We start from the raw sequence: 22,163 nt of genomic DNA, 5'->3' as shown, positions 1-22,163 counted from the left end.
CAGTCGATCACCCGGCACGGCCGAGCGCCACACGCCGAAAGGGGCATCTACCGGTCGGCGGCCGGACGGTCGGCTGTCCGCCCGACGGGTGTGCGTCCGGCCGACCGGACGCACACCCGTCGATCCCGCCTCCTAGTCGTCGATCCCGCCGTCCACGGGGCGGATCAGCACCGGGTACTCGGGCGCCCCGGCCGGCTGCGGGCAGCGCGCCACCCGGGCCGCGATCTCGGTGACCCGTTCCAGGCTCTCGCAGTCGAGCACCCAGAACCCGGCGAGCAGCTCCTTCGTCTCGCTGTACGGCCCGTCCGAGACGACCGGGCGGCCCTCTCCGTCGAGGCTGACGGCGCGGCCCGCCGCCGGTTCCTTCAGCCCGTAGCCGGTGATCAGCTCGCCCGACTCCGCGAGATCGTCGTTGATGGCGCCCATGTGGGCGAACATCGCCTGGATCGCCTTCTCGTCCCAGACCGGGCTGTCGGCGCTCCCCTTGCCGGACTGGGCGTCGTAGTCCGCCTGGCTGCCCTGGACCATCACCAGATACCTCATGACCGTCGCCTCCGTGATCGCTCGCTCGTTCGTCGTTCTTCTTCCTGCTGCACAGGGGACGTCGGGGCCGATGCGGCGTTCTCGACACCACGCGCGCGGTCTTCTCGGATTCACCCGGCGGACGGCGCGGAACAGGGCGTTCAGTAAAGTTCGGCAGCGTCGCGCCCGCGCGGCGCACGCTCCTCCCGCCTTCCCCGTCCCCGTACTCCCGCCTCCCTCGCCCCCGTACCCCCGCCGCTGATCGAGGTTCCGACGTGTCACCCGTTCCGCCCCCGGCCGCCGCCTCCTCGCACCCGGTCTTCGTCGTGGGGATCGGTGCGGACGGCTGGCCCGGTCTGTCGGGCGCGGCCCGGGAGGCGCTGGTCGCGGCGGAGGTGCTGATCGGCGGGGGGCGCCAGCTGGACCTGCTTCCGCCGGAGTGCGCCGGAGCGCGGGTGGCGTGGCCGTCCCCGCTGCGGCCGGCCGTGCCCCGGCTGCTGGCCGAGCACCGGGGGCGCCGGATCGCGGTGCTGGCCAGCGGGGACCCGATGTTCTACGGGATCGGGCGCGCGCTGGCGCAGGAGCTGGGGCCCGAGGGGCTGCGCGTCGTCCCGCACCCGTCCTCCGTCTCGTACGCCTGCGCGCGCCTGGGCTGGCCGCTGGAGGACACGGAGGTCGTGACGCTGGTGGGCCGCCCGGCGGCCCGGCTCGCCGCCTCCCTGTATCCGGGGCGCCGGCTGCTGGTGCTGAGCGCGGACGCGTCCACCCCCGCCGAGGTCGCGGCCCTGCTCACCGACCGGGGCTTCGGCCCGAGCCGGCTGCGGGTCCTGGAGCAGTTGGGCGGCGAGGACGAGGGGTGCGCCGAGGGGATCGCGCAGGAGTGGGCGCACCCGCCGGGCGACCGGCTGAACGTCGTCGCCGTCGAGTGCCTGCCGTCCGCCGGCGCGCTGCGGCTCGGTACGGTGCCAGGTCTGCCGGACGCGGCGTACGAGCATGACGGCCAGCTCACCAAGCGCCACATCCGGGCGGCCACCCTGGGCACGCTGGCGCCCGCGCCGGGGGAGCTGCTGTGGGACGTGGGCGGCGGGTCGGGCTCCATCGCGATCGAGTGGCTGCGGGCCCACCCGTCCTGCCGGGCGGTGAGCGTGGAGCGGGACGCGGTGCGGGCCGAGCGGATCACCCGTAACGCGGAACGCCTGGGCGTCCCCGGCCTGCGGGTCGTCACCGGCCCGGCGCCCGCGTCGCTGGCCGGCCTGCCCGTGCCCGACGCGGTGTTCATCGGTGGCGGGCTGACCGCGCCAGGCCTGCTCGACGCGTGCTGGGAGGCGCTGCGGCCGGGCGGCCGGCTGGTCGCGAACACGGTGACGCTGGAGTCGGAGGCGCTGCTGGCCGGACGGCACGCGGCGTACGGCGGCGAGCTGGTGCGGCTCGCGGTCGCCCACGCGGTCCCGGTCGGCGGCTTCACCGGCTGGCGGCAGGCGATGCCGGTGACCCAGTGGTCTGTGGTCAAGTCCCCGGAATCCGGGGTGCGTTCGGACAAGGGAGATCGATCATGACGGTGTACTTCATCGGCGCGGGCCCCGGCGCCGCCGACCTGATCACGGTGCGCGGCGCGCGGATCCTCGCCGCCAGCCGGGTCTGCCTGTACGCGGGCAGCCTGGTTCCGGTGGAGCTGCTGGCCGAGTGCCCCGAGGGCGCCCGGCTGGTCGACACGGCGGACCTGGACATCGAACAGATCACCGCCGAACTGGTCCGGGCGCACGCGGAGGGCCACGACGTGGCGCGGCTGCACTCGGGCGACCCGTCGGTGTTCAGCGCGGTGAACGAGCAGATGAAGCGCCTGGACGAGGCGGGGATCCCGTACGAGGTGGTGCCCGGCGTCCCCGCGTTCGCGGCGGCTGCTGCTGCGCTGAAGCGCGAGCTGACCGTTCCGACGGTCGGCCAGACGGTGATCCTGACCCGGATCGCGCAGCGCGCCACGGCGATGCCGGAGGGCGAGGACCTGGCGACGCTGGGCCGCAGCGGCGCGCTGATCGTGCTGCACCTGGCGGCCCGGTACGTGGACCGGGTGGTGGCGGAACTGCTCCCGCACTACGGGGCGGACTGTCCGGCCGCGGTGGTGGCGATGGCGTCCCGCCCGGACGAGATCATCCTGCGCGGCCCGCTGGACTCGATCGCCGGGCAGGTGAAGGAGGCCGGGGTGATCCGGACGGCGGTCATCATGGTCGGCCGGACGCTCGGGGCGGAGCAGTTCCGCGACAGCCACCTGTACGCGGTGGGGCGCGACCGGGGAGCGTGCGGTTCCTGAGTTCCTAGACTTCGGGACCATGACCACGACTTCCCTGGCCACCGGCCAACGTTCCCTGGGCGATCCGGACATCAGCTATCCGCTGTGGCCGCCGCTGACGCGTGGCTGCCCCCGGACCAGCTCGGACACCATGTCGTACCCCCTGGAGATCGACTACGACTACGCCCGCGTGACGTCCGACTTCATCACCGGGCAGGGGCGGCCGCGCTCCGGCCTGGACCGCTGGGCTCCCCTGCTCCCGCCGCTGGCCGCGCCCGGACTGGGTGAGGGCGGTACCCCGCTGATCGCGATCGGTGACGGGGTGTACGTCAAGGACGAGTCGCGCAACCCCACATGGAGCCACAAGGACCGGCTGAACCGCTGCACGGTGAGCGCTGCCGTGGCCATCGGCGCCCCGGGCGTGGTCGTGGCCTCCTCCGGCAACCACGGCGCCTCCGCGGCGGCGTACGCGGCGCGGGCCGGGCTGCGCTGCGTGGTGCTCGGCTCGCCCGAACTGCCGCCCGCCGTCGCGTCGTTCCTCAGCGCGTACGGGGCGGTGGTGCTGCCCGTCGAGACCGCCCACCGGTGGCCGCTGACCGAGCGGATCGCCGAGGAGTTCGGCTTCCACCCCGTCAGCAACCTCACCCCGTTCCACACCGGGCACGCCTTCGGGCCCGAGGGGTACAAGACGGTCGCGTACGAGATCGCGGCCGACATCGTGGACCCGGGCGCGGTCTTCGTGCCCACCGGCTACGGCGAGCTGCTCTTCGGCATCGCGAAGGGGTTCACGGAGCTCCACCGCCTCGGCCTCGTCTCCCGCGTCCCCCGCCTGTTCAGCTGCGAACCGGCCGTCGGGGGCCCGCTCGCGTCGGCCCTGCGGCAGGGCCTGCCCGCCACCGAGGTGGCGGTGGGGGACACGGAGGCGTACGGCATCGCCTGCCCCGTGAACAGCTACCGCGGGGTGCGCGCGATCACCGTCAGCGAAGGCCGCGCGCTGACGGTCGACGACGCGGCGATGCACCGCGCCCAGGCGGAACTCGCGGGCCAGGGCCTGTGGGTGGAGCTGTCCGCCGCGGCGGGCCTCGCCGGTCTGCGCACCCTGCCGGACGACGAGACCATCGAGGGCCCGGTGGTCTGCGTCACCACATCCAGCGGCTTCAAGGACACCCGGGTGGGCGACCACCACCTCGCACCGGTGGACCCGTCGTGGGAGAACGTACGGGCGCGGCTGCGGGCGGAGGGCATCCGGAGCTGAACCGGGGCCGAGCGGCACCCCACCGACTGCGGGACGAACACATGCCGGGGCACTCTCCCGAACGCCGTCCGCCAGGCGGGGTCGGTCAGGCCATCGGGGTCGGCCAGGGCCCGGACGAGGGCGGCGCGCCTGGCGGCACCGACCTCCGCCCGGCCACCGCCCGTCCGACCCACGGCACAACGGGGGTTCCACTGTGGAACGGGCCCGGGGCCGGGCGGAACCCGGGGGCCGTACGGCCCGGGGAGCGTACGGTCCGCGCGGGCGGGGTCAGCGCGCCGGAGGCCGCGGTCCGAGTTCCTTCGTCAGGCAGCTCCGAGCAGCGGCTGCCCACAGGTGACGTGCTTGTGGGTCACCGGGTTCTGAAGCGGCGGAAGAGATTACGGGCGACGTGTACGCCCGGGCCGCCGAAGCCGACGATGTCGACGCGGCCGTCGCCGGTGATGTCGGCCAGGAAGCGTGAATGGCGGTCGACCCGCCAGCCGCCCGCGTCCTCGTCGTACCCGAATCCGCGGCAGACCAACTGGGCCTGTTCGAAGGTGCCGTCGCCCTTGTTGTGCGACACCCAGACGCCTTCGTTGCCGAAGCCGATGACGTCGGGGTTCTTGTCGCCGGTGGTGTCGGCGAGGAGGCGGGGGTGCTTCCCGCCCGTCCACCCCTGGGCCTGCCCGTAGTCGTTCAGGACGAGCTTGCCCGGTTCGAACGTGCCGTCGCCGCGCCCGCGGGCGACGACCACGCCCTGTGGACCGAAGCCGACGATGTCCACCGCGCCGTCGCGGGTCGTCCTCGCAAGGAACCGGGGGTGTTCGTCGGGGGAGCTCCACCCCTGATCGACCCCGAACTCGTCGAGCACGTAGAGGGGTTCGGCGAAGGTCCCTTCCTCGTCCTGGAGGGATACCCAGAGGCCGTCGTCGTGGCAGCCGACGATGTCGAGCCTGCCGTCGCCGGTGGTGTCGGCGAGGAACCTGGGGTGCTTGTCGACCAGCCAGCCGCCGGCCTCCTCGCTGTGGCCGAACGCCCGGAGGGCGGGCTCGTCGGGGAGTGGTGCGAACTTTCCGTCGTCGTCCTGGAGGGATACCCAGAGGCCGTCGTCGTGGCAGCCGATGACGTCGAGCCTGCCGTCGCCGGTGGTGTCGGCGAGGAACCTGGGGTGCTTGTCGGCGAGCCAACTGCCGGCCTGTGGGCCGTGGCCGAACGCCTTCAGGACCAGTTCGCCGCCGGCCGGCGCGAACGTGCCGCCCTCGTCCTGGGTGGACACCCGGACCCCGTCGGCGGCAAGCACGACGACGCCGGGGCGGCTCTCGCCGGCGAGGTCCGCGAGTGTCCACAGATCCTTGGGCGTGGCGGAGGGCGCGGGCGGGTGGAGAACCCGTTCGTCCTCGAACGTCCCGTCCCCTCGGCTGGAGCAGGTGACCGCCCCCTTCGCGGGTTTCAGCCCGACGATGTCCGCGATCCCCCTTCCGGTGGTGTCGGCGAGGAAGCGGTCGCCCAGCCCCGACCACCAGCCCGCCTGGCCGGCAGGACGGCGGTCGGGCCTGTCGGTCTTCCACCCGCCGGCGTCCTGGTCGCTGCCGAACTTCTCCAGGACCAGCAGTACGTTGCTGAAGGAGGGCGTCGCGTCGGCCGTCGGCCGCAGGGCGGTCCTGTCGTGGGTCAGCCGCCAGGACCGGCGGCTGTTCCAGTGGCCCAGCGGTGCCCAGGACAGGACGAGGTCGCTGATGCGCTCCGGCTCTGCCGGTAGCAGGAGCCATCGCTGGCTCCGCGCGCTGTCGTCGTACTCGCCCAGGACGATCCGGGTGTCGTCAGGGCCGGGTTCGGCGAGGTCGAGAACGGTTCCACCGGCCGCGCCCTCGATGACGTAGTGACCCGCTTCGCCGTCGACGGGGACGAGGTGCCACTGCTGGCTCCTCCTGTTGGCCGCGGCATCCCACTGGCGGATGCCGCGGTCCGCGGCGGCGGGGTCGTCGAGCACCTTGCCGCTGACCGCGTTGCGGATCACGTACGTCGGCTCGTCCTGCGGACCCGGGGCGGGGACGAGGCGCCACTGCTGCGGGCGCGGGCCGCCCTCGGGGTGGTCGCGGACGACGAGCGCCCCGTCCGCTCCCGGTACGGCCTTGGCGCCGAGGGGCTGGCCTGTGGCGGCGTTGACGATCTCCAACTTCAGTTCTTGCGTGGGCACGGGCATGGTGGTGCCTCTTCCGGGCGGGTGGTGCGACGGCTCGGGACAGGTGTGGCGCGATGGTGGCCGCGGCTCACGTGAAGACGTGGTGGTAAGGGACGTCCCACTCGTTGGGCAGCCGCGGGTAGAACGTGTTGATGACCGTGCCGGTGAAGTCCCCGCCCCAGTTGTAGGTGAGCCGCGCCTCGCTGTCCTTCGCCACCGTGTGGTCCTTGAACCCGAGGATGGCGTCGGGGTGGGTGATCGGCACGAAGGTGATCCCGCCCCACGGCGTGACCGTGACGACCCACAGCTGGGTGTCCTCCACCGCCCCGTTCTTCCCGCGCCACTTGTCGGCCACCTTGGCGGGCAGACCAACCTGCAGGGTGTCGGCCGTGCTCTGCGGGGCGTCCTGGTGGACGGTGACGCGCCTGCGCTGCGGCTTCGGCGCTCCGTCGTCACCGCGGCCGGCAGCCGCGTCGGCCGTGCCGGCGGGCGGGGGCGTCACCTGGCCCGCGGCGCTCTCGATGAAGTACAGCGGGCGCTGCCCGAAGAAGCCTCCGGGGGTGATGTGCCAGAGGTGGCCCTGCGCGTCCTTGGTGGCCGGGTCGAGCGCGGTGGCCAGCTTGACGCCCTTGTCGTGGCTGCTCGCCGCCAGTTCCGCGGGCCGGAGGTAACCGCCGTTGAAGGCGTGGACGAGCATGACCGGCCGGTTCTCGACCAGCGCGGCGACGATCGCGTTGTCGTAGCTGTTCACCGCTACCGGGCCACCGACCACCAAATTCGCCATCGCCGTGCGCTCTTGGGTATACAACGTGGAAACCTCGCCTGTTCTTGATGAGGAGAACAACGCCTTAGGCGCTCAGTGAAGTGGTTTATCACGCGCTCTTACCAAAAGCTCCACCGCCCGCGATCGGTTCAGCTTCATAAGCGAATGTGCGATCGGAGTAAATACGCCCAAAGTGGCAACTTTCGAGGTCAGGGAGGTGCGATGAACTCCTGTGAGGTCATCGATCGGGTGAATCAGGTTCGCCGGGAATTCTTGATCACCCGTTTGAGTGCGATACGAGGAGTGGCCTTCTCGGGTGATGGAGCCGCTGCTAGCTTCGCTTGTCGGAGCGTGTGCGAATTTATTTTTTGCCATTTCACCCAGTGCGGTTTCGGCCAGATCAGTCGAGGACAGAAATTGCCTTCCAATGCGTACAACCTGGAACGGGCCAAGCGCCGGCCGCTGACGAAGAAGAACCTGCGGGAACTCAACATCGAGCAGACCTGGCAGGCCATCCTGGACCACCCCAACCTGGTCTACGTCGACGACTACGGGGTGCGGCACAAGCCCGTCGGCTTCTCCGTGAACAAGTCGAGCTTCGGCTCCTTCCCCGGCACGGCGTACGGGCTGGGCTGGCTCGCCTACATGAACCTCGGCGAGCCCTTGATCGAGGAACGGCGCAACATCACCCAGCCCCCGCCCGACTCGTTCTCCTCACGCACCTACGTCAATCGCAGCCAGTCCGAGATGACCTTCACCGACTCCGTCGACTTCACCGTGTCGAACGGGGCCACCTGGTCACTCTCGGGAGACTCCAAGCTCACCTTCGGCGGCAGCGTCAGCGCCCAGCTCCAGCTGCAACTGCAGAACAAGCTCGGCCTGAACCTGCAGGGACAGCTGGGGACGCAGCTCAAGAACGAGATGGCGAACAAGAACGCCAACACGGTGACCAACAAGAACAGCAAGGACAGCGTGGGGGTGGACAACGCCAACACCGTCGACACCTCGGTGGCCAACGGAATGACGAACTCCGCCTCGACCTCGCTGGCCGGCTCGGTGGACTTCACCACCACGGGCAGCGCCTCCGGCACCGCCGCGCTCAACGCCGCGCTGGCCCTGGGGATCGCGGCCTCCGTCGGCGGTTCGTTGACCACCAGCTGGGCGTCGAAGTCGCAGATCTCCGGCAAGGTCCCGCCAGGCTCCCGCGTGGAAACCATGGTCACCCAGCGCCGTGCCCTCAAGCAGTACACCTACGAGATCCCGGTGACCTTCTCCGGGCTGCTCGCGGTGAAGTACGCGGTGCCGGTGGCCGTCCTCTCTCCCCCGCAGGCGGGCGACCACCCCGGTCTCGACGAGCTGGTCGCCCGCGACATCGCTGACCTCGACCTGGCCGGCGGCGGCTTCCGCATGACGGGTCTGGCCGAGGTCGTCTCCGCCCTGGAGGTCCACCACACGATGTTCGACGGAGAGAGCCTCACCGACAGCGACCGAGATCTGTACAAGGCGCCCTGACCAGCGGGCGACACCGCCACGACGACCAGAGGTGACAACCATGGTGTTCAAAAACGTCTTCGACTCCGCGGGAACGGGCGCGGGGCTCTTCTCGGTGACCACCGACCGCGACAAGCCGCAACCGGGAGCGGACGTCGACTTCGAGGACGCCGACGACGACACGTACGACGACACGACGACGAGCCTGTTCACCAGCGGAATCCACGGCGCTTCACACCGGGCGAAGACCGTGCGGGAACAGGCGCCCGAAGCCCGGGCCATCCTGGGCTTTCTCGCCTCCTTCATCCAGACCACCCAGGACTCCGCCGGCACCCAGGCCGCCTACGCCCAGGACCCCGGATCGGTCTCCACGGCCGCGGCCGCCGGCATGGACAAGTCCAGCGAGACAGTGAAGCAGTACGGCGACCTGCAGAAGGACGAGGACCTGCGGGCACCGAAGAGGGACGACTTCAAGGCTCCCGACACCCCGGCATCGCCCAAGGCCGAACAGCCCCCCAAGGCACCCAAAGCCTCCGCCGAGAAGCCTTCCGACCCCCAGTAGGTTCCCGCGCACGAGTGGCCAGGAGCGACATCGCCCCTGGCCACTCGTGCGTTCACGCGGGCAACAGCTGCCACTGCCGGCCGCGGTGGTCGCCCTGCGCGCCGTACTGCTTGATCACCGTAGGGGCGTTGGTGTCGACGCGAAGAAGCAGACCGCTGTTGCGGTTCGCGATCTCGTACACCTGCGGAGTGTCGGTCCCCGAACCCACCGGAATCAACCTCCACAGCTGGTGGTCGGCGTCGCTGCCCCCGTAGGCGCGCTGTGCGACCACCGCCCCGTCCACGGTGCCTCCTCCGACGACCTCCAGGACCTTGCCGCTGCGCAGATTCTCGATCCGGTACAGGACCTCGCCGTCGTCCTGGCCCGACGCGATCAGCCGCCACCGCTGGTGAGCCCTGGGGGAGGCGAGTGCCTGATGGATCTCGGCCCCGTCCGCAGTGGACTCCCGCAGGACCCCCATCCGCAGCCTGCTGCGCACGTTGGACCAGGAGACCACCGTGCCCGACTCGGGCAGCCCGGCCATCTTCTCGGAGACGACCTTCCGGACCCGGTTGTTGAGGTGGTCGGCGATGTAGAGGGTGTCGACGCAGTCCACGGCGAGCCCGAACGGATGGTGCAGCTGGGCGGCTGCGGCCGGTTCTCCGTCGCCGCCGAAGCCCGCGGTGCCCTTGCCGGCGAACGTGGTGATCTCGCCGTCCGGCGTTACTTTCCTGACGCGGTGGTTGTGGTAGTCGGAGATGTAGAGGTTCCCCGTGCTGTCCACCACGATCCCCAGGGGCAGGTTCAGCTGGGCAGAGGTCGCCGGACCGCCGTCGCCGCTGAACCCCGCGGTGCCCTTGCCGGCGACCGTGCTGATGGTCCCGTCGGCCGCGACCTTGCGGACCCGGTGGTTGTTCCCGTCGGTGATGTAGAGGACGTCCTCGGGGCTCACCGCCAAGGCGTACGGGCGGTTCAACTGCGCCGAAGCCGCTGGGCCGTCGTCTCCCTTGAACCCCGCCGCCCCGGTCCCCGCGACCGTGCTGATCTTCCCGTCGGCCCCGACCTTCCGGACCCGGTTGTTGCTGTGGTCCGAGATGTACAGGGCGCCGGTGCTGTCCACCGTCACCCCCAACGGGTAGTTCAACTGGGCCTTGTCGGCTGGGCCCCCGTCACCACTGAACCCCGCGGTGCCTGTACCCGCGACGGTGTTGATCTTCCCGTCGGTGGTGATCACCCGGACCCGGTGATTGGCGGCGTCAGTGACGTAGACGCTGCCCGCGGCGTCCACCGCCACCTCGCGCGGACAGTTCAGCTGAGCCGATACCGCAGGGCCGTTGTCGCCCCGGTAACCCGCCCCGGCGCCGGCGACCGTGCGGATCTTCCCGTCGGTGCTGATCTTTCGGACCCGGTGGTTGTTGTAGTCGGAGAAGTAGAGGCTGCCGGAACCGTCCAGCGCGATGCCGTACGGACGATTCAACTGCGCCGCGACGGCCGGCTCGTCGTCCCCCTTGAACCCCGCGGTCCCGGTCCCCGCGACCGTGCTGATCTCGGGGACGAAACTCTCGCCACCGGCTTCCGTCCGAGCAGTGCTCATCGTCTTCCCTCCGCCCTTCACCGATCGCCCACTACGGCCGGTTGTCGAACGATTCCAACAAGACGTACGGGGGCCCGGTCGGCGAAGTCACCAACGAGTTCATCCACGCGTCGAGTTGACGCACTCCTCCTCGGAGGGGGGTGCAGGTGCGGACGGGCAGTGGTGCGCGGGTTCCGGGCTGGAGAACCTCCGGAATCCCTCGCAGTTCCGCGCGGCCGGCTACGTCGGTCCGTTGACGGAGGGGCGGACGGAGCGCCCCACCACCGCCCCCGCCCGGTCGACGCAGATCACGTCCACCGCGACCGGGGCGCCGCGCAGGACCGACAGGGCCTCGTCGCGGGCGCGGGCCGCCACCAGGTCGCCCAGGGGGACGCCCGCCGCCTCGCACAGGCGCAGGGCCTCCAGGCCCGTGTTGGCGGTGGCGATGCGGGAGGCCAGGTCCTCGTCCGCGCCGCCCGTGCGGGCCAGGTCGGCGAGGAAGGGCTTGTCCACCTGGGAGCGGGCCGAGTGGAGGTCCAGGTGGCCCGCCGCGAGTTTGGAGAGTTTGGCGAAGCCGCCGCAGACCGTGAGGCGGTCGACCGGGTGACGGCGTACGTACTTCAGGACCGCGCCCGCGAAGTCGCCCATGTCCAGGAGCGCGATGTCCGGCAGACCGTACTCCGCGACCACCGTCCTCTCCGACGTCGAGCCGGTGCAGCCCGCCACGTGGGTCAGACCCGCTGCCCGCGCCACGTCCACGCCCCGGCGGATCGAGTCGATCCAGGCCGAGCAGGAGTAGGGGACGACCACGCCCGTCGTGCCGAGGATCGACAGGCCGCCCAGGATGCCCAGGCGGCCGTTCCACGTGGAACGGGCGATCTCCTCGCCGTGGTCGACCGACACCGTGATCTCCACGTCGCCCGCCGCGCCGTGTTCCGCCGCCACCCGCTCCACGTGCTCGCGCATCAGCCGGCGCGGCACCGGGTTCACCGCGGGCTCCCCGACCTCCAGCGGCAGGCCGGGGAGGGTGACCGTGCCCACGCCCGGGCCGGCCCGGAACACCACGCCGGAACCCGGCGGCAGCCTCCGTACGGTCGATCGCACCAGCGCCCCGTGCGTCACGTCCGGGTCGTCGCCCGCGTCCTTCACCACCCCGGCGCTCGCCCCCTGCGGTGTCAGCTCCTCCACCGCCAGCGCGAACGCCGGCGTCTGGCCCTTCGGCAGCGTGATGGACACCGGGTCCGGGAAGTCGCCGGTCAGCAGCGCCGTGTACGCGGCCGTCGTCGCCGCCGTCGCACAGGCGCCGGTCGTCCAGCCGGGGCGCAGACCGGTGTGCTTGAGTTGGGCACTGCGACCGCCCCGCGCCTCCCCGCCCGCCGCGCCGGTGCCTCCGCCCGCCGTGCCCGCCCCGCTGCCGTCCGCGCCCCGCGCCTCAGCGTTCATGAGATGAGTCCGTTCCGATGCCTGTGCCTGCTGCCGTGCGTGTTCTTGTTCTGGGCGGTACGACCGAGGCGCGCCGGCTGGCCGAGAGCCTGGCCGGTGACCGGAGCGTCCGGGTCACCACCTCGCTCGCCGGGCGCGTCGCCGCCCCCCGGCTGCCCCCCGGTGAGGTGCGCGTCGGCGGGTTCGGCGGGCCCGAGGGGCTCGCCGCGTGGATGCGTGAGCACGACGTGGACGCCCTCATCGACGCCACCCACCCCTTCGCCGCCGCCATGAGCCGGAACGCCGCCGAGGCCGCCGCCCTGGCCCATGTTCCCCTCCTCGCCCTCCGCCGGCCCGGCTGGGTCGCCCAGGACGGTGACCACTGGCACTCCACCGGATCGCTGGCCGAGGCCGCCGGGCTGCTGCCCGCACTCGGCGAGCGGGTCTTCCTCACCACCGGGCGGATGGGGCTCGCCGCCTTCGCGGGGGCGGACCTCGACGCGCTGTGGTTCCTCGTGCGGTCCGTCGACGCGCCGGAGCCGCCCTGCCCGGCCCGGATGGAGGTCCTGCTCGACCGGGGGCCGTTCACGCTGGAGGGCGAGCGGGAGCTGCTGCGCCGCCACCGGATCGACGTCCTCGTCACCAAGGACAGCGGAGGGGACGCCACCGCCCCCAAGCTCACCGCCGCCCGCGAAGCCGGGATCCCCGTCGTCGTCGTGCGGCGGCCACCGGTGCCGGAAGGGGTGCCGGTGGCCGCGACGCCCGACGAGGCCGTGGAGTGGGTGCGCCGGTTCTAGGAAGTGACCGGCGGACCAGGAGCGGACCCGGTCACGGTGCGCCGGACACGCCCTACGCCTCCGGGTAGCGGCGCGGGGTCCAGACGACGGTGTCGCCGCCCTCGCCCCTGCGTACCCACCGCGTCTGCGACGACCCCACGATCAGCAGTGTCCGCATGTCCACCTCCGCCGGGTCCAGATCGGCCAGCCGCACCGTCCGTACGGACTCCGTCGGGCCGCCCACATCGCGTGCCAGCACCACCGGGGTGTCCGGCGAGCGGTGCTCCAGGAGCAGGTCGCGGGCCTGGCCGACCTGCCATGTACGGGACTTGGAGCCCGGGTTGTACAGCGCCAGCACCAGGTCCGCCGCGGCTGCCGCGCGCAGGCGCTCCGCGATGACCTCCCACGGCTTGAGCCGGTCCGAGAGGGAGATCGTGGCGTAGTCGTGGCCGAGTGGGGCGCCCGCGCGGGCGGCCGCCGCGTTGGCGGCGGTGACCCCGGGCAGGACCTGCACGGGAAGGTCCGCGTACGCCTCCTGCGAGGCCACCTCCAGGACCGCCGTCGCCATCGCGAAGACCCCGGGGTCGCCGCCCGAGACCACCGCGACCCGGCGGCCGCGCCGGGCCAGGTCCAGGGCGAACTCGGCCCGCTCCGACTCCACCTTGTTGTCCGAGCCGTGCCGCGCCTGGCCCGGCCGGACCGGCACCCGGTCCAGGTAGGTGGTGTAGCCGACCACGTCGTCGGCGGCGGCGAGCGCCCCGCGCGTCTCCGGCGTCAGCCACAGCGGGCCCGCCGGGCCGGTGCCGACGACCACGACCCCGCCGCCCGCCGAGGGCGACGGGCGCGGCGCGTCCACCCGGCTCGGCAGCACCGCCACGGAGAAGTACGGCACCGACTCCGGGTCGATGTCCGCCAGTTCGCCGGTGCGCTCCCCGGCCATGGTCGCGCGCTCCACGTACCGGGCCTCGCCCAGCCGCCCCGACGCCTCGAACGCCCCGCGCACCGCCGGGAACGTCCGCCCCAGCTTCATCACCACCGCCGTGTCCGTCGCGGCGAGGCGCGCCGTCAGCTCCTCCTCCGGCAGCGTGCCGGGCAGGATCGTCAGGATCTCCTCGCCCTCGACGAGGGGGGTGCCGAGCCGGGCGGCGGCGGCGCTGACGGAGGTGACGCCCGGGATGACCTCGGTGGGGTACCGGTCGGCCAGCCGCTTGTGCATGTGCATGTACGAGCCGTAGAACATCGGGTCGCCCTCGGCGAGCACCGCGACCGTGCGGCCCGCGTCCAGATGCGCCGCGAGACGGGCCGCGGCCTTCTCGTAGAACTCCTCCAGCGCGCCCCGGTAGCCGCCCGGGTGGTCTGTGGTCTCCGTCGTGACGGGGTAGACCAGAGCCTCCTCGATATGGTCGGACCGCAGGTGCGCCGCCGCGATGGACCGGGCGATCGAGCGGCCGTGCCGGGCGCTGTGGTACGCCACGACGTCCGCGTCGCCGATGGCCTGGACGGCCCGCAGGGTCATCAGGTTCGGGTCGCCGGGGCCGAGCCCGACCCCGTAGAGCCGGCCGGTGCCGGTGCCGGTGTCCTTCGCCGGAGTCGTCACTACTCTTCCTCGCTCGCGATGGCGTTGAGCGCCGCCGCCGCTATCGCGCTGCCGCCGCGCCTGCCGCGGACGATCAGGTGCTCCAGGCCCGACGAATGCTCGGCCAGGGCCTCCTTCGACTCCATCGCGCCGACGAAGCCGACCGGGACGCCGATGACGGCGGCCGGGCGCGGGGCGCCCTCCTCGATCATCTCCAGCAGCCGGAACAGGGCGGTCGGCGCGTTGCCCACGGCCACCACCGCGCCCTCCATCCGGTCGCGCCACAGCTCCAGGGCCGCCGCGCTGCGCGTCGTCCCCATCTTCGCGGCCAGCTCCGGCACCGACGGGTCGGACAGCGTGCACACCACGTCGTTGTCGGCGGGCAGCCGCTTGCGGGTGACCCCGCTGGCCACCATCGCCACGTCGCAGAGGATCGGCGCGCCCGCACGCAGGGCGGCGCGGGCGTCGGCCACGGCGTTCGGCGAGAAGGCGAGGTCGCGCACGAGGTCGACCATGCCGCAGGCGTGGATCATCCGGACGGCGACCTGGCTGACGTCGGCGGGCAGCCCGGCCAGATCCGCCTCCGCGCGGATGGTGGCGAAGGACTGGCGGTAGATCGCCGGTCCGTCCTTCTCGTACTGGTGCACAGTGCTGTCGCTTTCTTCAGCTGACGGATCAGAGGGTCAGGGGGTCGGGGCGGGCGCGTGGTGGGGCGGCGGGCGGCGGGTCGGGCGGGGCCAGGGGGTCAGAGGGCTCGGGCGCGGGCCGCGGCGACCGCCGCCGCCAGCGCGGCCGGATCGTCCCGGACCGTGGCCGGGGGGTCCCGCCGCTCTCCCCGCACGTACGAGATCCGGTGCCCGTCCGGGGTGGCGACCACGTCGATCCACTCCCCGTGGGGGTGGCCGCAGCGGCGTTCGCACCCGGACCAGTACACAGGGAGCCGCCCGGCCGGCCCGAGGGCGGCCCCCGCCTCGGCGCGCACGTCGGCCAGCGACTTCGCGCAGCCGGGGCGGCCGATGCAGGCGCCGACGCCGGTCCAGGGGGAGTCGGGGGAGGTGATCAGCCCGGCCGCCGCCAGGGCGCCGAGCGCGTCGGCCGCCTCGGCCCCGGTGAAGGGGCCGGGGACGACGATCCCGCGCCAGGGGGTGAGCCGCAGCTCGCCGCCGTACCGCCGCGCGGTCGCGGTGAGCAACCGCCACTGGCCGGGGGTGAGCCGCCCCAGGGGTACGTCGACGGCGAGCGCGGCAGCGGAAGCGGGTGGAGCCTGCGGCGGGTTGGCGGGGGCGGCCGTGTGCGCGGGACCGTGGGGGTTCGCGTGACGGTGGGCGTCCGGCAGCGCGTCCGTGGAGCCGGGCGTGGTCTCGGGCGCGGCCCCGGGCCCGGGCGTGGTCTCGGGCGCGGCCCCGGATCCGGGCGTGGTCTCCACCGCGTCCCCGGTCCCGTGCGTGCCCGGCTCGGGGGCCTTCGCCGTACGCGGCCGGGGCCGGTGCTCGGCCGGGCCCGCCGCCGCTCCGACGGCTCGGACCAGCTCGGACCGTACGGGGTCGGGGAGGTCCTTCACGCGCCAGGCGCCGGAGTCCCGGGCGGCGCGCAGGAACGCCTCGGCGGCCCGGAGCGCGGCGCGCGGGCCCTCTGCCGCCGGGATGCGGAACACCTCGTCGCCGGGCCCGATCCGCAGGAGGAAGGCGTCGCCGTCCGCGATCAGGGTCACGTCGGCGCCGAGCGCGTCCACGTCGCCCCGGCCGTCGTCGAGGGCGAAGAGGAAGCGGCCGGAGAGCGAGGCGGTGGCCGCCGACGCGCAGACCAGGGCGTCCAGTTCGGCCAGCCGCTCCCCGAGCGCGGGCGAGCCGTCCAGCCCGGCGAGCGGGGAGGCCACGATGTTGCGGGCCCGTTCGTGCGCGGCGGACGGCAGCAGCCCGGCGCCGGCCAGCAGCTCCGCGAGCCCGCCGCCGCACTCCGCGCCCAGCCCGCGCAGCTGGACGTTGCCGCGCGAGGTGAGATGCAACTCACCGTCCCCGAACCGGCCGGCCGCCGCGAGCAGCGCCTCCGCCCGGTCCGCGCTCAGCACCCCGCCGGGCACCCGCACCCGGGCCAGCGCACCGTCGTCGGCCCGGTGCAGCCGCAGCGTTCCCGGGCAGGCGTCACCGCCGTCGCGGAGGGCTGGGCCGCCCGCGGAAAGGGGCGAGGGGGCGGAATCGGGCATGGCGGCGAGCATACCGACCGTGCCGATCCGAGCGGCGGGCCCGCCGCTGTGACCTGGGGGACAGTGGCCCGGCCCACGGGAAGGGCCCGCCCGCACAGTGATCACCGCCGCACCCCCGCCCCCTGCCCCGGCCGCGCCCCGCCGCTTAGGATGCAGGCGGTGGTCCGTTCAGGCCGCCATCGCCAGACGGCGACAGGGGAGGAAGCCCGGTGAGAATCCGGCGCGGTCCCGCCACTGTGAGTCCGGCCGCCGCCACCACCGGCAGCCGGACGAGTCAGGAACTCCCTTCCCCGAGTGCCCGGCAGCCGCCGGGACGCCCGGGGAGACCCTCCGACACCGCCCGGGGCGTGGACACCCCGAGGAAGGCCTGACGCAGCATGATCCTGCTCCTGTCGACGTCCGACACCGACCTCCTGAGCGCCCGCGCATCCGAGGGGCCCGTCAGCTACCGGTACGCCAACCCCTCCCGCGTCGACCTCGGCGGACTGCCGGAGCTGCTGGAGGGCGTCGACCTCGTCGTCGTACGGCTCCTCGGCGGCGTACGCGCGTGGCAGGAGGGGCTGGACGCGGTGCTGGCCACCGGGCGGCCCGTCGTCGTGCTGACCGGTGAGCAGGCCCCCGACGCCCAGCTGATGGCCGCCTCCACCGTGCCGATCGGCATCGCGGCCGAGGCGCACGCCTACCTCGCGCACGGCGGGCCCGCCAACCTGGAGCAGCTCGCCCGGTTCCTCTCCGACACGGTGCTGCTGACCGGCCACGGCTTCGAGCCACCCGCCCCGGCCCCCGCGTGGGGCCCGCTGGAGCGGGAGGCCCGCACGGCGCCCGAGGGCGCGCCGACCGTCGCCGTCCTCTACTACCGCGCCCACCACATGAGCGGGAACACCGCGTTCGTGGACGCGCTGTGCACGGCGGTCGAGGACGCCGGGGGCCGCCCGCTCCCGCTGTACGTCGCCTCCCTCCGTACGCCGGAGGACGACCTCGTCGAGACGCTGCGCTCCGCCGACGCCATCGTCACCACCGTTCTCGCGGCGGGCGGCACCAAGCCCGCCGAGGCGTCGGCCGGCGGCGACGACGAGTCGTGGGACGCGGGCGCGCTCACCCAGCTCGACGTGCCGATCCTCCAGGCGCTCTGCCTCACCAGCCCGCGCAGCGCCTGGGAGGAGAACGACGAGGGCGTCTCCCCGCTGGACGCGGCCACCCAGATCGCGGTGCCGGAGTTCGACGGCCGGCTGATCACCGTCCCGTTCTCCTTCAAGGAGATCGACGAGGACGGGCTCCCGGCCTACGTCCCCGACGCCGAGCGGGCCGCCCGGGTCGCCGGGATCGCCGTACGCCACGCGAAGCTGCGGACCATCCCCAACGCGGAGAAGAAGATCGCGCTGGTCCTCTCCGCCTACCCGACCAAGCACTCCCGCATCGGCAACGCGGTCGGCCTCGACACCCCCGCCAGCGCCGTCGCCCTGCTGCGCCGGCTGCGCGCCGAGGGGTACGACTTCGGGCCCGAGGAGGAGATCCCGGGCCTGGTCTCCGGCGACGGCGACGAGCTGATCTACGCGCTCATCGACGCGGGCGGCCACGACCAGGAGTGGCTGACCGAGGAGCAGTTGGCGAAGAACCCGGTGCGCATCCCGGCCGCCGACTACCGCCGCTGGTTCGCCGAACTCCCCGAGGAGCTGCGGACCGCCGTGGAGGAGCACTGGGGCCCGGCCCCCGGCGAGATGTTCGTGGACCGGTCGGCCAACCCGGAGGGCGACATCGTCCTCGCGGCCCTGCGGCGCGGCAACCTCCTCATCCTCATCCAGCCGCCGCGCGGCTTCGGCGAGAACCCGATCGCGATCTACCACGACCCCGATCTCCCGCCGTCCCACCACTACCTGGCCGCCTACCGCTGGATCGCCGCCTCCGCCGAGGAGAACGGTTTCGGCGCGGACGCCATGATCCACCTGGGCAAGCACGGCAACCTGGAGTGGCTGCCCGGCAAGAACGCGGGCCTCTCCGCCGCCTGCGGCCCCGACGCCGCCCTCGGCGACCTCCCGCTCGTCTACCCGTTCCTGGTCAACGACCCGGGCGAGGGCACGCAGGCCAAGCGCCGCGTCCACGCCACGCTGATCGACCACCTGGTGCCGCCGATGGCCCGCGCCGACAGCTACGGCGACATCGCGCGGCTGGAGCAACTCCTCGACGAGCACGCGCAGATCGCCGCGATGGACCCGGCGAAGCTGCCGGCGATCCGCGCCCAGATCTGGACGCTGATCCAGGCGGCCAAGCTCGACCACGACCTCGGGGTGGAGGACCGCCCGGAGGACGAGGGCTTCGACGACTTCATCATGCATCTCGACGGGTGGCTCTGCGAGATCAAGGACGTCCAGATCCGCGACGGCCTGCACGTGCTGGGCAACCCGCCCGCCGGGAACGACCGGGTCAACCTGGTCCTGGCCGTGCTCCGCGCCCGGCAGATCTGGGGCGGTACGGCCTCGCTCCCCGGCCTGCGCGAGGCGCTCGGCCTGGACGAGTCGGCCGCCACCCGCACCGCCGCCGACGAGATCGAGGAGCAGGCGCGCGCCCTGGTCCAGGCGATGGACGACGCGGACTGGGCGCCGGAGGCCGTGGCGACGGTGGCGGCGGGCCTTCCCCGAGCCGTGGCCGACATCCTCACCTTCGCGGCCACCGAGGTCGTCCCGCGCATGGCGGCCACGACCGACGAACTCACCCACGCCGTCCACGCGTTGAACGGCGGGTTCGTCCCGGCGGGCCCGTCCGGCTCCCCGCTGCGGGGCCTGGTCAACGTGCTCCCCACGGGCCGCAACTTCTACTCGGTGGACCCGAAGGCGGTCCCCTCGAAGCTGGCGTGGGAGACGGGCCAGGCGCTGGCCGAATCCCTCCTCACCCGCTACCGCACCGACAACGGCGACTGGCCCACCTCGGTCGGCCTCTCCCTCTGGGGCACGAGCGCGATGCGCACTGCGGGCGACGACATCGCGGAGGCGTTCGCGCTGCTCGGCATCCGCCCCGTCTGGGACGACGCCTCGCGCCGGGTGACGGGCCTGGAGCCCATCCCGTACGAGGAGCTGGGCCGCCCCCGCATCGACGTGACGCTGCGCATCTCGGGCTTCTTCCGCGACGCGTTCCCGCACACGGTGGGGCTGCTGGACGACGCCGTACGCCTCGCCGCCTCGCTGGACGAGCCCGCCGAGCGCAACCACGTACGGGCGCACACCCAGGCCGACCTGGCCGAGCACGGTGACGAACGGCGGGCCACCACCCGTATCTTCGGCTCCCGCCCCGGCACGTACGGCGCGGGCCTCCTCCAGCTCATCGACTCCCGCGACTGGCGCACCGACGCCGACCTCGCCGAGGTCTACACGGTCTGGGGCGGCTACGCCTACGGCCGCGAACTCGACGGCCGCCCGGCCCGCGAGGAGATGGAGAGCGCCTACAAGCGCATCGAGGTCGCCGCGAAGAACACCGACACCCGCGAGCACGACATCGCGGACTCCGACGACTACTTCCAGTACCACGGCGGCATGGTGGCCACCGTCCGCGCGCTGAAGGGCACGGCCCCGGAGGCGTACATCGGGGACTCCACCCGCCCCGAGACGGTCCGCACGCGCACCCTGGTCGAGGAAACGTCCCGCGTCTTCCGCGCCCGCGTGGTCAACCCGAAGTGGATCGAGGCCATGCGCCGCCACGGCTACAAGGGCGCGTTCGAGCTGGCGGCGACGGTGGACTACCTCTTCGGGTACGACGCCACGACCGGCGTCGTCGCCGACTGGATGTACGACAAGCTCACCGAGACGTACGTGCTCGACCCGGAGAACAAGCAGTTCCTCCAGGAGGCCAACCCCTGGGCCCTGCACGGCATCGCGGAACGCCTGCTGGAGGCCGAGTCCCGCGGCATGTGGGCCAAGCCCGACCCGGCGGTGCTGGAGGCGCTGCGCCAGGTGTACCTGGAGACGGAGGGCAACCTGGAGGGCGAGGACTGACCTCGCCGCGGCGGGCCCGGCGGGCGGAGCGCGGCGGCCCGCTCCGTGTTTCTTCCGCGTTCTTCCGCCGGACCCTGCCCCGGGCCGCTCCCGACCGGCACAATCGCGGTCATGGGGACAACGGGGCGGGGGCCGGTCGCGCAGGACCCGGCCGGGGGGAACGGCCTTACTGAGCAAGAGAGTTCGGCCTTCCGCCGAACGCTCGCCGGGCTGCGCCTGACCTTCACGTCGGGAGTGACGGGGGCGGCGGCCTCGGCCGTCGTGGTCGGCGTGATCCTGGGGCGGGCCACGGTGTTCCTCACCGGCGGCGGGGTCCTGCTCCTCCTCGTCCTGATCGGCTTCGTCGCCGGGCGGCGGAGCCCGGGGCCGGACGCACCGCCGGTCACCCGGACCGCCCTCGCCCGGATCGAGGACCTGCGGGCGACGAACGGCGAATCGGCCGACGTCCCGGTGGAGTTCCGGCTGACGGTCGCACCGGAGCCGGCGGACGGCCGGCCGGCCTACCGCGTGGTGATCGACCAGCACATCAACCTGGTCGACATCCCCGCCTACCGGCCCGGCGGCACCGCCGTCGTGGAGTACCGCCCGGACGAGCCCTGGGAGGTGCGGATCGTCACCCGCCCGACCCCGGAGTGGAGCCGCCGCGCGGAGGCGGCGGAGATCGACTCGGCCCCCGCGTCCACGCTGGTGGAGAACCCGGGGCTGGGCGAGGGCTCCTGGTGTGTGCTGGTGCTCTTCGCCTTCCTGGCGGGCGCGGCGCTGGTGGTGCTGCTGTTCCGGGGCGAGCTGTTCGCGTCCGACGACGCGGCGGGGCCCGCGTCGGAGCGGCCCGCCGTCACGTCGTCCGCCTCCGCCTCCGTATCCGCTTCCGTCTCCCGGACGTTCACCACCTCGACCACGGTCTCCGGCCCGTCGTCGCTGCTGGTCCCGGGCCGGATGCGGGAGACGGTCACGGAGCTGGCGGAGCGGGCGGGCACCTCGGACGTCACCGCGATCACCATCCGGGAGCGCCGCATGGAGATCCGGGGCGATTCTGCACTCCCGCCCGCCGAGACGCTGCACGTGCAGATGCTCCCCTACGAACTGTTCCCCGCGCTGGTCCGCGAGGCCCGTACGACGCTCGGCGTCCGCACCCCGCAGAGCTGGCGCATCGACGTGGCACCGGACCCCGGCGCCTGGCAGGGCGTGGGCCCCCGGGTCCGGGTCACCGTGACCGGCGAGGAGGGCACCGCCCACCTGGACGCGGACGCCACCGCCCGGATCGTGGAACGGCGGCCGGTGGCGAAGGCGGGCTGAGGTCGGGGGCGGGGCCGGGGTCACCCGGAGAACAGGACCACCAGACCGGCGACCACCGCCGCGGCCAGTACGGAGACCACGGGCACGAACCAGCGCCCGTACAGGAAGCCGGTCGGGCGGTCCGGCGTGTTCTGTGCCGGGCCCGGTGGTGCGGTCGCGGGGCAGGCGGTGGGCTTCGGCGACAGGAAGGACGTGCGGGGCGCCGCGTGGCCGGGTGGCTTCGGCGGCGGTGTGGATCCCGGTGCCGGTGTGGACCCCGGTGCCCGTGCGGATCCCGGTGGTGGGGGCGGCGATGGTGGGGGTGGGGTCTGCGG

General features: G+C 73.3%; 16 protein-coding genes and 1 riboswitch. Of the genes, 8 read left to right on the top strand and 8 right to left on the bottom strand.

Features of this window, described 5'->3' with window-relative positions:
• Window positions 1-132: 132 nt before the first annotated feature.
• On the bottom strand, window positions 133-543 hold the full coding sequence (locus IF19_RS0130845) for a YciI family protein (RefSeq protein WP_030117548.1): 411 nt from the start codon (window positions 541-543) through the stop codon (window positions 133-135).
• Window positions 544-797: 254 nt separating this feature from the next.
• On the opposite strand from IF19_RS0130845, the gene IF19_RS0130840 reads away from it, so the two are divergent.
• The 3 genes from IF19_RS0130840 to IF19_RS0130830 are packed head-to-tail and all read left to right on the top strand — an operon-like array spanning window position 798 to window position 4,064.
• Window positions 798-2,078, top strand: a complete 1,281-nt coding sequence (locus IF19_RS0130840) for a bifunctional cobalt-precorrin-7 (C(5))-methyltransferase/cobalt-precorrin-6B (C(15))-methyltransferase (protein WP_030117547.1) — start codon at window positions 798-800, stop codon at window positions 2,076-2,078.
• On the top strand, window positions 2,075-2,830 hold the full coding sequence (gene cobM, locus IF19_RS0130835; protein WP_030117546.1) for a precorrin-4 C(11)-methyltransferase: 756 nt from the start codon (window positions 2,075-2,077) through the stop codon (window positions 2,828-2,830). Before IF19_RS0130840 ends, cobM begins: the two co-directional genes overlap by 4 nt.
• A gap of 19 nt (window positions 2,831-2,849) precedes the next feature.
• Complete coding sequence (locus tag IF19_RS0130830) at window positions 2,850-4,064, top strand: threonine synthase (protein WP_030276656.1); 1,215 nt, start codon at window positions 2,850-2,852, stop codon at window positions 4,062-4,064.
• Between the two features lie 349 nt (window positions 4,065-4,413).
• Here IF19_RS0130830 and IF19_RS0130825 read toward each other — a convergent pair whose 3' ends face one another.
• On the bottom strand, window positions 4,414-6,246 hold the full coding sequence (locus IF19_RS0130825; RefSeq protein WP_030276654.1) for an RICIN domain-containing protein: 1,833 nt from the start codon (window positions 6,244-6,246) through the stop codon (window positions 4,414-4,416).
• 67 nt (window positions 6,247-6,313) lie between these two features.
• Window positions 6,314-7,033: a hypothetical protein gene (locus IF19_RS0130820; protein WP_030117542.1), complete on the bottom strand. Its 720-nt coding sequence runs from the start codon at window positions 7,031-7,033 to the stop codon at window positions 6,314-6,316.
• Between the two features lie 372 nt (window positions 7,034-7,405).
• Here IF19_RS0130820 and IF19_RS0130815 point away from each other — a divergent pair, with 372 nt between their 5' ends.
• Both IF19_RS0130815 and IF19_RS0130810 read left to right on the top strand, forming a co-directional pair.
• Entirely contained in the window at window positions 7,406-8,500 is a 1,095-nt protein-coding gene (locus IF19_RS0130815) for a hypothetical protein (protein ID WP_030117541.1), read from the top strand.
• Between the two features lie 40 nt (window positions 8,501-8,540).
• On the top strand, window positions 8,541-9,041 hold the full coding sequence (locus IF19_RS0130810) for a hypothetical protein (RefSeq protein WP_030117540.1): 501 nt from the start codon (window positions 8,541-8,543) through the stop codon (window positions 9,039-9,041).
• Window positions 9,042-9,093: 52 nt separating this feature from the next.
• Here the strand turns inward: IF19_RS0130810 and IF19_RS0130805 are convergent, their stop codons facing one another.
• Window positions 9,094-10,614: an NHL domain-containing protein gene (locus IF19_RS0130805; protein ID WP_030121675.1), complete on the bottom strand. Its 1,521-nt coding sequence runs from the start codon at window positions 10,612-10,614 to the stop codon at window positions 9,094-9,096.
• A 219-nt stretch (window positions 10,615-10,833) separates the two neighbouring features.
• Complete coding sequence (locus tag IF19_RS0130800; RefSeq protein WP_030117538.1) at window positions 10,834-12,036, bottom strand: cobalt-precorrin-5B (C(1))-methyltransferase; 1,203 nt, start codon at window positions 12,034-12,036, stop codon at window positions 10,834-10,836.
• A 17-nt stretch (window positions 12,037-12,053) separates the two neighbouring features.
• Here IF19_RS0130800 and IF19_RS0130795 point away from each other — a divergent pair, with 17 nt between their 5' ends.
• Window positions 12,054-12,812, top strand: coding sequence for a cobalt-precorrin-6A reductase (locus tag IF19_RS0130795; protein WP_030117537.1), 759 nt, complete (start codon window positions 12,054-12,056; stop codon window positions 12,810-12,812).
• A 52-nt stretch (window positions 12,813-12,864) separates the two neighbouring features.
• On the opposite strand, the gene IF19_RS0130790 is transcribed toward IF19_RS0130795, so the two are convergent.
• The 3 genes from IF19_RS0130790 to IF19_RS0130780 form a co-directional block, all read right to left on the bottom strand.
• Window positions 12,865-14,388 (bottom strand): precorrin-2 C(20)-methyltransferase, encoded by a 1,524-nt coding sequence (locus IF19_RS0130790; protein WP_030117536.1) that lies wholly within the window; start codon window positions 14,386-14,388, stop codon window positions 12,865-12,867.
• The gene (locus IF19_RS0130785; protein WP_030117535.1) at window positions 14,388-15,014 is read right to left on the bottom strand and encodes a precorrin-8X methylmutase; all 627 of its coding nucleotides are present in this window, start codon (window positions 15,012-15,014) and stop codon (window positions 14,388-14,390) included. Before IF19_RS0130785 ends, IF19_RS0130790 begins: the two co-directional genes overlap by 1 nt.
• Window positions 15,015-15,112: 98 nt before the next feature.
• A complete protein-coding gene (locus IF19_RS0130780; RefSeq protein ID WP_030121674.1) occupies window positions 15,113-16,582 on the bottom strand; it encodes a cobalamin biosynthesis protein CobG in 1,470 nt (489 codons plus the stop codon).
• A gap of 186 nt (window positions 16,583-16,768) precedes the next feature.
• Window positions 16,769-16,854: riboswitch (cobalamin riboswitch) on the top strand.
• 93 nt (window positions 16,855-16,947) lie between these two features.
• Here IF19_RS0130780 and cobN point away from each other — a divergent pair.
• Window positions 16,948-20,553 (top strand): cobaltochelatase subunit CobN, encoded by a 3,606-nt coding sequence (gene cobN / locus IF19_RS0130775; RefSeq protein WP_030276652.1) that lies wholly within the window; start codon window positions 16,948-16,950, stop codon window positions 20,551-20,553.
• Window positions 20,554-20,664: 111 nt separating this feature from the next.
• A complete protein-coding gene (locus tag IF19_RS0130770; protein ID WP_030117236.1) occupies window positions 20,665-21,849 on the top strand; it encodes a hypothetical protein in 1,185 nt (394 codons plus the stop codon).
• The last annotated feature ends 314 nt before the right edge of the window (window positions 21,850-22,163 follow it).

It is taken from the genome of Streptomyces californicus, from assembly GCF_000717645.1.
Classification (GTDB): Bacteria; Actinomycetota; Actinomycetes; order Streptomycetales; family Streptomycetaceae; genus Streptomyces; species Streptomyces californicus.
The sequence above is the reverse complement of the archived record's forward strand: the minus strand, read 5'-3'. Positions and strand labels throughout refer to the sequence as shown.

What these genes read in the sequence shown, in the direction of transcription:
- IF19_RS0130845 (WP_030117548.1), bottom strand. Translation starts at nt 543, where the DNA reads ATGAGGTATCTGGTGATGGTCCAGGGCAGCCAGGCGGACTACGACGCC.
- cobM (WP_030117546.1), top strand. Translation starts at nt 2,075, where the DNA reads ATGACGGTGTACTTCATCGGCGCGGGCCCCGGCGCCGCCGACCTGATC.
- IF19_RS0130830 (WP_030276656.1), top strand. Translation starts at nt 2,850, where the DNA reads ATGACCACGACTTCCCTGGCCACCGGCCAACGTTCCCTGGGCGATCCG.
- IF19_RS0130825 (WP_030276654.1), bottom strand. Translation starts at nt 6,246, where the DNA reads ATGCCCGTGCCCACGCAAGAACTGAAGTTGGAGATCGTCAACGCCGCC.
- IF19_RS0130810 (WP_030117540.1), top strand. Translation starts at nt 8,541, where the DNA reads ATGGTGTTCAAAAACGTCTTCGACTCCGCGGGAACGGGCGCGGGGCTC.
- IF19_RS0130805 (WP_030121675.1), bottom strand. Translation starts at nt 10,614, where the DNA reads ATGAGCACTGCTCGGACGGAAGCCGGTGGCGAGAGTTTCGTCCCCGAG.
- IF19_RS0130800 (WP_030117538.1), bottom strand. Translation starts at nt 12,036, where the DNA reads ATGAACGCTGAGGCGCGGGGCGCGGACGGCAGCGGGGCGGGCACGGCG.
- IF19_RS0130795 (WP_030117537.1), top strand. Translation starts at nt 12,054, where the DNA reads ATGCCTGTGCCTGCTGCCGTGCGTGTTCTTGTTCTGGGCGGTACGACC.
- IF19_RS0130780 (WP_030121674.1), bottom strand. Translation starts at nt 16,582, where the DNA reads ATGCTCGCCGCCATGCCCGATTCCGCCCCCTCGCCCCTTTCCGCGGGC.
- cobN (WP_030276652.1), top strand. Translation starts at nt 16,948, where the DNA reads ATGATCCTGCTCCTGTCGACGTCCGACACCGACCTCCTGAGCGCCCGC.
- IF19_RS0130770 (WP_030117236.1), top strand. Translation starts at nt 20,665, where the DNA reads ATGGGGACAACGGGGCGGGGGCCGGTCGCGCAGGACCCGGCCGGGGGG.